The organism is Pseudomonas proteolytica, assembly GCF_007858275.1.
Taxonomy (GTDB): Bacteria; Pseudomonadota; Gammaproteobacteria; order Pseudomonadales; family Pseudomonadaceae; genus Aquipseudomonas; species Aquipseudomonas proteolytica.
Genome location: NZ_VFEV01000032.1, coordinates 61,992 through 74,794, shown reverse-complemented (window position 1 = coordinate 74,794; position 12,803 = coordinate 61,992). Strand labels below are relative to the sequence as shown.

11 protein-coding genes are annotated in these 12,803 nt (G+C 62.4%); 6 read left to right on the top strand and 5 right to left on the bottom strand.

All coding sequences use genetic code 11. From position 1 onward, the window contains the following. Nucleotides 1–236: 236 nt before the first annotated feature. Both FIV38_RS21310 and FIV38_RS21305 read right to left on the bottom strand, forming a co-directional pair. Nucleotides 237–944 (bottom strand): YebC/PmpR family DNA-binding transcriptional regulator, encoded by a 708-nt coding sequence (locus FIV38_RS21310; RefSeq protein ID WP_092239038.1) that lies wholly within the window; start codon nt 942–944, stop codon nt 237–239. 118 nt (nt 945–1,062) lie between these two features. After that, entirely contained in the window at nt 1,063–2,388 is a 1,326-nt protein-coding gene (locus FIV38_RS21305; RefSeq protein ID WP_092239036.1) for an MFS transporter, read from the bottom strand. A 265-nt stretch (nt 2,389–2,653) separates the two neighbouring features. On the opposite strand from FIV38_RS21305, the gene FIV38_RS21300 reads away from it, so the two are divergent. Further along, the gene (locus tag FIV38_RS21300) at nt 2,654–3,529 is read left to right on the top strand and encodes a LysR substrate-binding domain-containing protein (protein WP_070995494.1); all 876 of its coding nucleotides are present in this window, start codon (nt 2,654–2,656) and stop codon (nt 3,527–3,529) included. Nucleotides 3,530–3,680: 151 nt separating this feature from the next. Here FIV38_RS21300 and FIV38_RS21290 read toward each other — a convergent pair whose 3' ends face one another. Continuing rightward, nucleotides 3,681–4,541 carry a LysR substrate-binding domain-containing protein gene (locus tag FIV38_RS21290; RefSeq protein WP_092239034.1) on the bottom strand — a complete coding sequence of 287 codons (861 nt, stop codon included), beginning with the start codon at nt 4,539–4,541 and terminating at the stop codon, nt 3,681–3,683. A 112-nt stretch (nt 4,542–4,653) separates the two neighbouring features. On the opposite strand from FIV38_RS21290, the gene FIV38_RS21285 reads away from it, so the two are divergent. The 3 genes from FIV38_RS21285 to FIV38_RS21275 all read left to right on the top strand — a co-directional run bounded on the left by FIV38_RS21285 (nt 4,654) and on the right by FIV38_RS21275 (nt 7,365). Beyond that, nucleotides 4,654–5,778, top strand: a complete 1,125-nt coding sequence (locus tag FIV38_RS21285; RefSeq protein WP_029298395.1) for a 2-aminoethylphosphonate--pyruvate transaminase — start codon at nt 4,654–4,656, stop codon at nt 5,776–5,778. A 99-nt stretch (nt 5,779–5,877) separates the two neighbouring features. After that, entirely contained in the window at nt 5,878–6,705 is an 828-nt protein-coding gene (gene phnX / locus FIV38_RS21280; RefSeq protein ID WP_029298397.1) for a phosphonoacetaldehyde hydrolase, read from the top strand. A 114-nt stretch (nt 6,706–6,819) separates the two neighbouring features. Next, nucleotides 6,820–7,365: a cytochrome b gene (locus FIV38_RS21275; protein ID WP_029298399.1), complete on the top strand. Its 546-nt coding sequence runs from the start codon at nt 6,820–6,822 to the stop codon at nt 7,363–7,365. Here the strand turns inward: FIV38_RS21275 and FIV38_RS21270 are convergent. Then, entirely contained in the window at nt 7,362–8,252 is an 891-nt protein-coding gene (locus FIV38_RS21270; RefSeq protein WP_092239032.1) for a 1-aminocyclopropane-1-carboxylate deaminase/D-cysteine desulfhydrase, read from the bottom strand. The two genes, FIV38_RS21275 and FIV38_RS21270, sit on opposite strands and share 4 nt — an antisense overlap. A gap of 57 nt (nt 8,253–8,309) precedes the next feature. Further along, nucleotides 8,310–10,349 carry an NADPH-dependent 2,4-dienoyl-CoA reductase gene (locus tag FIV38_RS21265; RefSeq protein WP_092239030.1) on the bottom strand — a complete coding sequence of 680 codons (2,040 nt, stop codon included), beginning with the start codon at nt 10,347–10,349 and terminating at the stop codon, nt 8,310–8,312. Between the two features lie 211 nt (nt 10,350–10,560). Between FIV38_RS21265 and FIV38_RS21260 the strand changes: the two genes are divergently transcribed. Both FIV38_RS21260 and FIV38_RS21255 read left to right on the top strand, forming a co-directional pair. Further along, nucleotides 10,561–11,691, top strand: a complete 1,131-nt coding sequence (locus FIV38_RS21260; RefSeq protein ID WP_092239028.1) for a carbon-nitrogen hydrolase family protein — start codon at nt 10,561–10,563, stop codon at nt 11,689–11,691. A gap of 4 nt (nt 11,692–11,695) precedes the next feature. After that, nucleotides 11,696–12,736 carry an AraC family transcriptional regulator gene (locus tag FIV38_RS21255; RefSeq protein WP_092239026.1) on the top strand — a complete coding sequence of 347 codons (1,041 nt, stop codon included), beginning with the start codon at nt 11,696–11,698 and terminating at the stop codon, nt 12,734–12,736. The last annotated feature ends 67 nt before the right edge of the window (nt 12,737–12,803 follow it).

Below are 12,803 nucleotides of genomic sequence, written 5' to 3'. Positions count from 1 at the left end.
GCTGGGCTGCGAAGCAGCCCCAAAACCAGCCGCTGCGGTGTATCTGGTACAACGCATTCGGCTTATTGGGGCTGCTTCGCAGCCCAGCGCGGGGCAAGCCCGCTCGCCACAGGGGAGTTCGTCAGTTTCTGAAAGTTGTGTAGATACCTATGCCGCGATAGCGGTGTAACTGACCGACCGCTATCGCGGGCAAGCCCGCTCCCACACTAGCCCCCGTCCATGATTAAAGGCCGGTGTCAGCCCGCCAGGCCGACGAACATATCTTGCACGTCGTCATGGTTGTCGAGGCCTTCGAGGAACGCTTCGACTTCTGCCATCTGCTCGTCGCTCAAGCCGCTGACCGGGTTTTTCGACAGGTAGCCCAACTTGGCCGACAACACGGTAAACCCCTGCTCCGGCAAAGCTTTCTGTACCGCATCCAGGTCCGTGGTCTCGGTAATGAACAGGGTCGTACCCTCTTCTTCACCTTCTTCAAAGTCCTGGGCGCCGGCTTCGATGGCGGCCATTTCCGGGTCGGCATCCGGGGTATCCGGCGAGGCCTCGATCAACCCAACATGGTTGAAGTCCCAGGCCACGGAGCCCGAAGCCCCCAGTTGCCCCTTGCGAAATGCCACGCGGATTTCCGCCACGGTGCGGTTGATGTTGTCGGTCACGCATTCGACGATCAACGGTACCTGGTGCGGGGCAAACCCTTCGTAGGTCACGCGATGGTACTGCACGGTCTCGCCCAGCAGGCCCGCGCCTTTCTTGATCGCGCGTTCCAGGGTTTCCTTGGGCATCGAGGCCTTTTTGGCCTGTTCGACCACCAGACGCAGGTGGGCGTTGGTCGCGGTGTCCGCACCATTACGGGCGGCAATGGTGATCTCTTTCACCAGCTTGCCGAAGATCTTGCCCTTGGCATTGGATGCCGCTTCTTTATGTTTAACCTTCCACTGTGCGCCCATGACTCACTCTCTTGATATCCGTGGCGCCGAGACGTCTACTGGCCGGCGCTTTGGCCGCAGAGTTTATAGGGCAAGACCCCTTCGTTCCACCAAAAAACCGGCCAGCGTTGCAGGTGCCTCAGGTGCGCAGGGGTTTGATCGCCACCGAGCGATCCGGCACAAAGTCGCCCACTTGCGCCAAAACCGCAGGCCGGGCGTTCCAATAGGGCATCAGCACCAACGCCGAAAACAACGCGGCGCCGGCGAACACGATAAACACCGTCACCGTATCGAAGTAGCCCGGCAACAGGCCACCGAGAATCGCCCCCACCGAACCGCAACCGTTGACGAAGCCCGCCGCCGTCGCCCCTGCCTTGGCCGTGCCGAAGTCGATCGCCGCCGTACTGCTGATCATCGAGTCCGGCCCGTACAGGGTCAGGCCCATGACAAACAGCAGGGCCATCACCAACAGCACGCTACCGGTATGCAATGCCCCCATGAACAGCGCCAGCGACACCGTCAGCGCCAACAGGCTGAGGACACAGGCCGGCATGCGCCGGGCGCCAAACAGTTTGTCGGACGCCAGGCCAATCATGATCGGCCCTAACAGGCCCGCCAGTTCGAACGCCGTGGGCACAATAGCGGCACCGACCTTGCCCACCGAGGGCATCTGCTCGTAGACGATGACCGGGCCCCACAACAGGATCGCGTAGCGCGCCGGTTTCAACAGGAAGTACGCCAGGCCCAAGGTCAGCACCGTGCGGTTGCGCAAGATCTCGCGCAGCGGCTCAAGGATGCTGATTTTCTTGGCCGCCGCCTGCTCGTCGGCGCTCATTGCCGGCTCAGGCTCCACTTCCGGCAGGCCAACGTCCTGGGGCGTATTGCGCTGGAAAATGAAGAACAGCACCGCCACCAACGCCACCACCGCGGCACTGGAGATAAATGCCGCGTGCCAGCTGCCGATCAGGGTATAGGCCCACCAACCGGCAAACGGCGATGCCACCAACCCGCCAAACGCATAGCACGAGCTCCACAAACCCAACACCCGCCCGCGCTGTTGCGCCGGGAAAAAACTGCCAAGGTTCTTGCACAGCCCCGACCAGCCAGTGGACTGCGCCAGGCCCTGGATCAACATGCACGTGACGAAGATCGGCAACGTGGCGAACGTGCCCATGACCAAGGCGGCAGCCGCAGAAATCACCAACCCTCCCAACACCACCACCCTGGGGCCGAAGCGGTCGGCGAGCATGCCCCAGGTGAACTGGCCAACGGCATACGCCGCCAGGTACAGGCCATCCAGGTTGGCCATCATCATCTTGTCCAGCGGGAAACTCGGGTCGTCGACGATCCCCAACTTGGCCACGGAAAACGCTTTGCGGGTGAAATCGAAGGCGGCATAGGCCAGCCAGGTGATGGCGAAAATCTGCACGCGCCAACGCTTGATACTACCCATAGGGATATTCATGGTGGTTCTGACCTCAGGTGTGAGTGTGCCGGCAGAATCGAAAAGCAATTGCCTGTGTTTTTATTGTTTTGCACTGCAGTACCGGGTCGCTGGGCACCGGTACTGGTCAGATGAGTCCTGCAAGGTTGCACGCAACGACCCATGATCGCCGAAGTTGTAGGACTCAACCTACGGCGACTGAGGGCTATCAAAGCAATGGCTGACTAATAGGTAAAATCGATTTATCGTATTTCAAATATAAGCCCAGCTTGTAAGAGGTCGTGCCATGTCGGTTTCCCACGCGCAACTCAAAGCCTTCCATGCGGTAGCGGTCCACGGCAGCTTTACCCTGGCCGGCGAGCGGCTGTTCCTCACCCAGCCGGCCATTTCCGACCAGGTGCGCAAGCTCGAAGAGCGCTTCGGCGTGCTGTTGTTTCATCGCAACAAGCGCTCCGTGCGCCTGACCGACCTGGGCGAACGCCTGCTGAGTATCACCCAGCGCCTGTTTGTGGTCGCCGCCGAGGCCGAGGAGCTGCTGCAAGACTCCAAGGCCTTGCAGACCGGCAGCCTGACCCTGGCCGTGGATGCGCCGGTGCATGTACTGCCGCAGATCGCGCAGTTTTGCGAACGTTATCCGGGGATCACGGTAAAAATCGAGACAGGTAACACCGATGATGCGCTGTATCGCCTGCACAACTATCAGGCTGACCTGGCGCTGGTGGGGCGCGACGTCGACGATGAACGCCTGCTCTCAATCCCGCTGCGCGATGACCCGATGCTGGCCTTTGTTGCACGCAACCACCCGTGGGCCGGGCGGGAATTCATCGACCTGGCGGACCTGGACGACACGCCCCTGGTTCTGCGGGAAACCGGCTCGGTGACCCGTCAGACCCTGGAACGGGAGATGCACCAGGCCGGGTTGCGCATTCGCCCGGCGATCCAGGTGGAAGGCCGCGAGGCCGCCCGTGAAGCGGTGGTGGTAGGGATTGGCGTGGGCGTAGTCTCGGCCTCGGAATTCGGTGCAGACTCCCGGGTGTATGCCATGCCGATCCGCGACTGCACCCAGCGCATGAAGGAAACACTGGTGTGCCTCAAAGAACAAAGCTCGCGACGGGTGGTGGCGACCTTTCTGGAGATTGTCCGCGAGAGCCTGGATACCTGAGCAGACACTTCTGTGGGAGCGGGCTTGCTCGCGAAAGCGGTGTCTGAGTAACAAATAAGCTACCTGTCACACCGCTTTCGCGAGCAAGCCCGCTCCCACAGGGGGATCTACGTTTAATTGATAACTCGCCGCACAGTCTGATCAGCACCAATCAACTGGAAGCCAGCTCAAAAAACGCCTGAATCAAACGTAACTCCCGACGCCGCTCCATGCACCCGAGCATATGGTGGTTCAGCAGTCCCTCGCCATGGATGGGAATCGCATGCACACGCGGGTCCCGACTGACTTCCACCGAGGACACCACCCCCACTCCCAGTTCGGCGGCCACCGCTTCTGTCACCGCTTCGCGGCTGTCCAGCTCCAGCAACACCTTGGGCTGTATGCCGGCCTTGGCACAGGCCTCGTCGAAGGTGCGGCGGGTGATGGAGCTGGGCTCGCGCAGCACCATGATCACCTGGTCCAACTGCTCCAGGCGGATACCCGCCGGATCCGCCAGCCACGGGTGGCCAGCCGGTACCAAGGCGCAGATACGTGACTCGTTCAAGGGCTGCAGGTGCACGCCCTTGCGTGGCTCCACTTGCGTCAACACCGCCACATCCGCGTGCTCGGACAACAGCGCCGCCAGGGTTTCCTGGGCATTGCCCAGGCGCAGGTTGACGGTAATCCCCGGGTACCGCGCACGCAGCTTTGCCAGCATGGGCATGACCATATGCGGCCCATCCGCCGCCACTTCCAGGCGCCCGGTGAGCAATTGGCGGTTGGCCTCCAGCAGGGCCTGCGCTTCATCCACCTGGCCGAAGATGCTGCGGGTGATGGCCGCCAGCTTGATCCCTTCTTCGGTTAACTCGACCCGCCGTGCGGCACGTCGCAGCAAGGTGATCTGGTAGTGCTCTTCCAGCGCCTTGATATGCCCGGTCACGGCCGGCTGGCTGATAAACAGGCGCGCGGCGGCACGGGTAAAGCTGCCGTCCCGGGCCACGGCGTCAAATGCGCGGAGTTGAAAAAGATTCATAGCTATCGGCCTCACTGATGGCTGGCATAACAACAAACAATTTGATTGATGACAAGCCAAACTGCAATTTATGTCCCGTAGCTTCATCCCACTGCTTTGCGAGGACATGAGAATGAGTACTGCCGCGCCGATCCTGCTCACACCGGGGCCCCTGACCACCTCCGCCCGCACCCGTCAGGCCATGATGGTTGACTGGGGTTCGTGGGATGACCGCTTCAACCAATTGACCGCCAGCCTCTGCGAGCAACTGCTGGCGATCATCAACGGTGGCGACAGCCATCACTGCGTGCCCTTGCAGGGCAGCGGCACCTTCGCCGTCGAAGCCGCCATCGGCACCCTGGTGCCACGGGATGGCAAGGTGCTGGTGCTGATCAACGGAGCCTACGGCAAGCGGCTGGCGAAGATCTGCGAAGTGCTCGGCCGCCCGTTCAGCACCTTCGAGACCGCCGAAGACCAGCCCACCACCGCCGCTGATGTGGATCGGCTGTTACAGGCTGACAGCACCATCACCCATGTCGCGCTGATCCACTGCGAAACCAGCACCGGCATCCTCAACCCGCTGCCGGAGATCGCCCAGGTCATCCAGCGCCATGGCAAACGCCTGATCATCGACGCCATGAGCTCCTTTGGCGCGCTGCCCATCGACGCGGCCCAGGTGCCGTTTGACGCCCTGATTGCCGCTTCCGGTAAATGCCTGGAAGGCGTGCCGGGCATGGGTTTTGTCTTTGCCAAAAAACAAGCGCTGGCCGCCGCCCAAGGCAACAGCCATTCCCTGGCCATGGACCTGTTCGACCAGCACGCCTACATGGCCAAGACCGGCCAATGGCGCTTTACCCCGCCGACCCACGTAGTGGCCGCCTTGCATGAAGCGCTGCTGCAATACAACGAGGAAGGTGGCTTGCCGGCCCGTCATCAGCGCTATGCCGCCAACTGCCAGACGCTACTGGACGGCATGGCCGAACTGGGCCTGCGCAGCTTCCTGCCCGCCGCGATCCAGGCGCCGATCATCGTCACCTTCCACGCGCCGAGCGATCCGCGCTACCAGTTCAAGGACTTCTACGAGCGGGTCAAGGCCAAGGGTTTCATTCTGTATCCGGGCAAATTGACCCAGGTCGAAACCTTCCGCGTCGGCTGCATCGGCCATGTCAACCAGGCAGAGATGCAAGCGGCAGTGGCGGCGATTGCCCAGGCGCTGCAAGAGATGTGTAGGAGCGAGCTTGCTCGCGAAGTGGGTTAACGATAACGCGGGCGGCCTGGTTCACAGCGGCGCCCTCAGGTTTTTCGCGAGCAAGCTCGCTCCTACAAAAAACGCCCCATTAGCCATAGGATTTTTACCATGAACTATCAGAACCCCAACACCCTGCAGGCCGCCATCCTTGACTGGGCCGGCACCGTGGTCGACTTCGGCTCATTCGCCCCCACGCAGATTTTTGTCGAGGCGTTTGCCGAGTTCGACGTCCAGGTGTCCATCGAAGAAGCCCGTGGCCCGATGGGCATGGGCAAGTGGGACCACATCCGCACCCTGTGTGATCAGCCGCAAGTGGCCGAGCGCTATCGCAAAGCCTTCGGCCGCACGCCGACCGACGCTGACGTGACCGCCATCTACGAGCGCTTCATGCCGCTGCAGATCGAGAAGATCGCCGAGCACTCGGCGCTGATTCCCGGCGCCCTGGAGACCATCGCCGCACTGCGTGCGCAAGGGATCAAGATCGGTTCCTGCTCCGGCTACCCCAAGCAAGTGATGGACAAGGTGGTCGAGTTGGCTGCCACCAACGGCTACATCGCCGACCACGTCGTCGCCACCGACGAAGTACCCAATGGCCGCCCATGGCCCGCCCAGGCCCTGGCCAACGTGATTGCCCTGGGCATCGATGATGTGGCGGCCTGCGTGAAGATCGACGACACCGTGCCGGGCATCCTCGAAGGCCGTCGCGCCGGGATGTGGACGGTGGCGCTGACCTGCTCGGGCAACGCCCTGGGCCTGACCTACGAGCAGTTCCGTGCGCTGGACCCGGCGACACTGGCCAGCGAGCGCAAGCGCATCGAAACGCTGTTCGCCGGCTCGCGCCCGCACTACCTGATCGACACCATCACCGACCTGCCCGGCGTGATCGCCGACATCAATCAGCGCCTGGCCCGCGGTGAAATGCCGCAAGCTGCCTGATCGAGATCAATACATCGCCCCTCACTCGGGCAAACCTTGCACAACAGGGTTAGGCTGAAGGGACTCCGTCGCCAAAGAACGGAGGTTTGCCCCTGATGAGTGAGGAACGACGCAATGCCGTGGAAAAACAGCGAGTCCCGTTACAGTACGATGTCCATCGCCCTGCACTGGCTGATGTTGGTGCTGCTGGTGGTGGTCTACGCCACCATTGAATTTCGCGGGATTTTCCCCAAAGGCAGTGGCGGGCGCACGTTAATCAAAGAACTGCACTTCATGTTCGGCCTGACCATCTTTGTACTGGTCTGGCTGCGCCTGTTTGCCCGCAGCCTGGGCGTGGCGCCGAAAATCCTGCCGGCCCCGCCGCAATGGCAAGCCTTGCTGGCGACGCTGATGCACGTGGCGTTGTATGTGTTCATGATCGGCATGCCGATCTTCGGCTGGCTGATCGTCAGTGCCGCAGGGCATTCAGTGTCGTTCTACGGCCTTGAGTTGCCGCCCCTGATCGGCGAAAACAAAGACTTGGCCAAGCAGATCGAAGGCTGGCACGTGCTGGGCGGCACTATCGGCTACTGGCTGATCGGCCTGCATGCGGCAGCGGGTCTGTACCACCACTATTTCATGCGCGATAACACCGTGTTGCGCATGTTACCCAAGCGTTAATCCGCAAAACCCCGGCGGCCTTGCAGGCCGCCGGTGTGCACAAAGATCAAGCGAGTGCCGGGAGCGAAGCGCCCGGCCTCGATCTGCTGCTTGAGCGCCAGCAGCGCCTTGCCGGTGTACAGCGGCTCCAACGCAAGGCCGCAGGCCTGTTCGGTAGTGGCGATAAATTCAAGCAATGGCTGATCGGCCTTGGCAAAACCGCCACGGCTGGCATCCAACAGTTCATACCCGCCCTGCACAATGGCCTGCACGTTCTGCGCGACGCCATGATCATCCGGTACCGCCATTGCCCCAAACACAGGATGGCCGCCCGCCTCCGCCAGGACCAACCCCGCCAGGGTGGTACCAGTGCCGGCCGCCAGCCACCAGGCGTCGTAATCGGCCCAACCCAGGGTGTGCAACTGCGTCCGTACCTGCTCCAGCAACACCCCACAACCCAACGCCCCGGTCATTGCGCCGCCGCCTTCGGGCACAGGATGCAGGTGCGGATAGCGCTCGCGCCAAGGCAACCAGAAGCCCGGCTCATGGCGCGCGCGATAGCCGCCATAGCCCAACCAGTGCAGGTGCATGCCGAACGCTTGCAGGTCGAAAACAGTCGGGGTGTCTTGCGGGTGCCCGCGCAACAGGCCGACGGTGGCAAACCCGAAGCGTTTGCCGGCCGCCGCCAGGGCATGCAGGTGATTGGAGTAGGCGCCGCCCAGGCTGATGATGCCGCTGGCACCCGCCTGTTGCGCCTGGGCCAGGTGCCCGGTGAGCTTGAACCACTTGTTGCCGCTGATCAGCGGGTCGATGCGGTCCAAGCGCAACACGGCCACCTCGACGCCGTTCAGCCAATCCAGCTGCAAGGGTTCGAGGGGAGCCTGGGGAAGCCAATCGAAAGGACCCATCAGGGCACGTCTGCATGAAAAAAGGGGCGGTAGTCTAACACCGCCCCTTCCCGGGTCTTACAGCTCGGCGGCGAGGCGCGAGCCCTGGTTGATCGCACGCTTGGCATCCAGCTCGGCGGCCACATCGGCACCGCCGATCAGGTGCACGTTCTGGCCAGCGGCGACCAGGCCGTCCTGCAGTTCGCGCAGCGGGTCCTGGCCGGCGCAGATGACGATGTTGTCCACCGTCAGCACTTGGGGCTCGCCCTCGGCGCCAATACGAATGTGCAGGCCTGCGTCGTCGATCTTCAGGTACTCGACGCTATTGAGCATCTGCACCTGCTTGTTCTTCAGGCCGGTACGGTGGATCCAGCCGGTGGTCTTGCCCAGGCCGTCGCCGACCTTGGAAGTCTTGCGCTGCAGCAGGAACACTTCACGGGCCGGCGCATGGCGCTCGGGCTTGATCCCGGCCACGCCGCCACGGGCTTGCAGTTGGGTGTCGATGCCCCATTCTTTCCAGAACGCCTCGCGATCCAGGCTGGTGGACACGCCTTGGTGCACCAGGAATTCCGACACGTCGAAACCGATGCCGCCGGCGCCAATCACCGCTACACGCTTGCCCACCGGCTTGCGTTCGAGGATCACGTCCAGGTAACTCAACACCTTGGGGTTCTCGACGCCCGGGATCGCCGGGGTACGTGGCGCGATACCGGTGGCGAGAATGATCTCGTCATAACCGCCCGCCACCAGTTGCTCGACGTCCACGCGGGTGTTGAGGCACAGCTCGACATGGGTGGTCTGCAACTTGCGTTTGAAATAACGCAGGGTTTCGAAGAACTCTTCCTTGCCCGGCACGCGCTTGGCGATATTGAACTGGCCGCCGATCTCGCTGGCGGAATCGAACAAGGTCACCTGATGCCCGCGTTCGGCGGCCACGGTGGCAGCGGCCAGGCCTGCAGGGCCGGCACCGACTACCGCGATCTTCTTGATCTGCTTGACCGGCAGGTAATTGAGTTCGGTCTCGTAGCAGGCGCGCGGGTTGACCAGGCAGGTGGTCAGCTTGCCGCCGAAGGTATGGTCCAGGCACGCCTGGTTGCAGCCGATGCAGGTGTTGATTTCGTCGGCACGGCCAGCGGCGGCCTTGTTGACGAACTCCGGGTCGGCCAGGAACGGCCGGGCCATGGACACCATATCGGCATCGCCCTCGGCAAGGATCTGTTCGGCCACTTCCGGCGTGTTGATACGGTTGGTGGTGATCAACGGAATCTGCACCGCGCCGCGCAGCTTGGCCGTGACCTTACTGAATGCGCCCCGCGGCACTTTGGTGGCGATGGTCGGGATGCGCGCTTCGTGCCAGCCGATGCCGGTATTGATAATCGTCGCGCCCGCCTGCTCGATGGCCCTGGCCAACTGGACAATTTCTTCCCAGGTGCTGCCGCCTTCCACCAGGTCGAGCATCGACAGGCGGAAGATAATGATGAAGTTGGGCCCCACGGCTTCGCGCACCCGACGCACGATTTCCACCGGCAGGCGCATGCGGTTTTCGTAGGCGCCGCCCCAGCGGTCGGTGCGATGGTTGGTGTGGGCGGCGAGGAACTGGTTAATGAAATAACCTTCCGAGCCCATGATTTCCACACCGTCGTACTCGGCGACCTGGGCCAGTACCGAGCACGTCACAAAGTCGCTGATCTGCTTTTCGATGCCTTCCTCGTCCAGCTCCTTGGGCTTGAACGGGTTGATCGGCGCCTGGATCGCGCTCGGCGCGACCTGCTTGGGGCTGTAGGCATAACGGCCGGCATGGAGGATCTGCATGCAGATTTTGCCGCCCGCCTCGTGCACCGCCTGGGTCACGATCTTGTGCTTGAGCGCTTCGGCTTCGGTGGTCAGCTTGGCGGCCCCGGAATACACCCCGCCTTCATCGTTCGGGCCAATGCCGCCGGTAACCATCAGGCCTACGCCGCCACGGGCACGCTCGGCGAAATACGCGGCCATGCGCTCGAAGCCACCTGGCTTTTCTTCAAGACCGGTGTGCATCGACCCCATCAGGGTGCGATTGCGCAAGGTGGTAAAACCCAGGTCCAACGGGGCCAGCAGGTGCGGGTAGGCAGCAGCGGTCATGGTACAGCTCCACAACGGATCATCACGGGACGTGGCAGGCTCGAATGGCCGGCCATCGGTTTATGTCCCACAGACTAAGAGCCATGCCCCCACCGCTCAATGACTGAAACTGACAAGTTATTGATCCAAATGCGCAACGCCCCTTGGCAAGCGTGGCGACGCGCCCTACCCTAGAGGCGAACCCTGCTTACGGCCTGTTGTCTGTTCCCCCATGCGTAAATTATTTGCTTTGACCTTCACCATGGCCTTGGTCGCCGCCGTTTCCGCCTATCTGGTCTGGACCCAGGAGCGCCCCGTGGGGCATTACCTGTCGGACCTGAGAATCAACCTGGCCGTGAACGAGGGCGTTCCCGCCGATCACGGCAATCTGCTGGGCATCCAGCCCGAGTTGTTCCCCGCCGATTACCAGAGCCTGGAGCGCTTGCACCTCAAGCTCTCGGCCTATCTGCGCAATGCCCGGGACATGGGGCTGATCAATGACAAAACCATTGTGGTGCTGCCGGAACATGTCGGCACCTGGTTGATGGTCAGTGGCGAGAAAAACGAGCTGTATCAGGCCACCAGCCTCAAGGAGGCAATGAACTGGTTGTCGGCCAGCAATCCATTGCTGTTTATGCGCGCGCTGATCAGTGCCCAGGGCGATAACCGTATCGACGATGCCTACCTGCGCATGAAGGCACCGGCCATGGCCCGCGATTACCAGGTGTTGTTTGGTGGTCTGGCCAAGGAATTCGGGGTGACGCTGGTGGCCGGTTCCATCGCCCTGCCCAACCCCAGCATCAGCCAGGGTCAACTGCAGGTCGGCCATGGTGCGCTGTACAACACCAGCCTGGTGTTCGACCGCGACGGCCTGCCGCTGGGCCAACCCCAGCGCCAGCTCTACCCGATCTTCGATGAGCGCGGTTTTATCGCCCCGGGCGACGAAAACGCGATCAGCGTGATCGACACCCCGGCCGGGCGCCTGGGCATCCTGATCGGCAGTGACAGCTGGTATCCGGACAATTACCGCAAACTCAACGAATTAGGCGCGCAACTGGTGGCGGTACCGGCCCTGGTGATTGGCCGGGATACCTGGGACAAGCCGTGGCGCGGCTTCAAGAGCGTCTCCACGCCACCGGAAGTCAGCCTCAAGCCTGAAGAACTCAGCGAAGGTGAAGCCTGGCATCGCCTGAGCCTGATCAGCCAGGCCCCCATCAGCCTGGCCGGTGCGGGTATGAGCGTGTTCATGCGCGGACAGTTCTGGGACCAGGGCACCAGCGGCCAGAGTTTTCTCAGTACCCAGGGACAAGTCTTCGCCGACGGCAACGCGCGTGGTGCGCGTTTGCTGAACGTGTGGCTGTAAACCCATGAAACCGGCACCGATGCGCCTCGGTGACTTATCGGTGGGCATCGTGCACACCCTGGCCGACGCGATCCTCAGCCATGGCCTGGACCCGCAGCCACTGCTGTTGCAATACGGCCTGGACCCAGCACGCTTGAGTGAACCCGGTGCACGCCTGTCAATCCCGCGCTATATGCGCCTGGGCCACGCAGCCATCCAGTTGACCGGCGATCCCGGCCTGGGCCTGCGCATGGGCCAACTGAGCCGCATGAATCAACTTGGCCTGGCCGGCGTCACTGCGGCCCAGGCGCCCAACGTGCGCGAAGCCGCGCGTACGTTGACCCGCTTCGAGGCGCTGTACGGTGCCAATTACCGTGGCCAGTCCAGCTTTCATGAAGACGCCGGGGGCGCCTGGCTGCGGTTCTATTCCATCAGCCCCTATAACGCCTATAACCGGTTTGTCGTGGACTCGATTCTCGCCGGTTGGCTACAGCAGATGGCAACCTTGTGCCAGCAGCCGGTCGTGGCCGAACGGATCGAGATCGAATTCGCCACCCCCGACTACAGTGCAAGCTACAGCGTGCTGGGCGATTGCCCAATCCAGTTCGGCGCTGAGCTCAATCAACTGCGCTTGAGCCAACACAGCCTGGCCCAGCGCAACCCGCAGCATTGCCCCAGTACCTGGAACCTGCTGTTGCAGCTGTGTGAAAGGGAATTGGAGCAACTGACCCGCACCCGCAGCCTGCGCGAGCGCATCACCCGCTTGCTGGGGCCGATGCTCAATGGCGGCCGGGAACCCGACCTGGAAGAAGTGGCGGCGCGCCTGAAACTGCCGACCTGGACCTTGCGCCGCAAACTGGCCGAGGAAGGCACGCAGTTTCGCGCCATTCTCAACGACACCCGCCGCGACCTGGCCATGACCTACATTCGCGATACGGAACTGGCGTTTGGGGAAATCGCCTATCTACTGGGTTTTGCCTCAGCGGAAGCCTTTCAACGGGCTTTCAAGCGCTGGAACAGCCAGACCCCAGGGGAATTTCGCCGCAGTCAGCGGCATTCCGCCTGACGCCTACCTACAGCTCGGTGGCGTCGTCGGACGGATCCAGCGGATCAAGTTCGAATGCCTGATACTC

What these genes read in the sequence shown, in the direction of transcription:
- FIV38_RS21275 (WP_029298399.1), top strand. Translation starts at nt 6,820, where the DNA reads ATGCCGTGGAAAAACAGCGAGTCCCGTTACAGTACGATGTCCATCGCC.
- FIV38_RS21260 (WP_092239028.1), top strand. Translation starts at nt 10,561, where the DNA reads ATGCGTAAATTATTTGCTTTGACCTTCACCATGGCCTTGGTCGCCGCC.
- FIV38_RS21285 (WP_029298395.1), top strand. Translation starts at nt 4,654, where the DNA reads ATGAGTACTGCCGCGCCGATCCTGCTCACACCGGGGCCCCTGACCACC.
- FIV38_RS21270 (WP_092239032.1), bottom strand. Translation starts at nt 8,252, where the DNA reads ATGGGTCCTTTCGATTGGCTTCCCCAGGCTCCCCTCGAACCCTTGCAG.
- phnX (WP_029298397.1), top strand. Translation starts at nt 5,878, where the DNA reads ATGAACTATCAGAACCCCAACACCCTGCAGGCCGCCATCCTTGACTGG.
- FIV38_RS21290 (WP_092239034.1), bottom strand. Translation starts at nt 4,541, where the DNA reads ATGAATCTTTTTCAACTCCGCGCATTTGACGCCGTGGCCCGGGACGGC.
- FIV38_RS21265 (WP_092239030.1), bottom strand. Translation starts at nt 10,349, where the DNA reads ATGACCGCTGCTGCCTACCCGCACCTGCTGGCCCCGTTGGACCTGGGT.
- FIV38_RS21255 (WP_092239026.1), top strand. Translation starts at nt 11,696, where the DNA reads ATGAAACCGGCACCGATGCGCCTCGGTGACTTATCGGTGGGCATCGTG.
- FIV38_RS21300 (WP_070995494.1), top strand. Translation starts at nt 2,654, where the DNA reads ATGTCGGTTTCCCACGCGCAACTCAAAGCCTTCCATGCGGTAGCGGTC.
- FIV38_RS21310 (WP_092239038.1), bottom strand. Translation starts at nt 944, where the DNA reads ATGGGCGCACAGTGGAAGGTTAAACATAAAGAAGCGGCATCCAATGCC.
- FIV38_RS21305 (WP_092239036.1), bottom strand. Translation starts at nt 2,388, where the DNA reads ATGAATATCCCTATGGGTAGTATCAAGCGTTGGCGCGTGCAGATTTTC.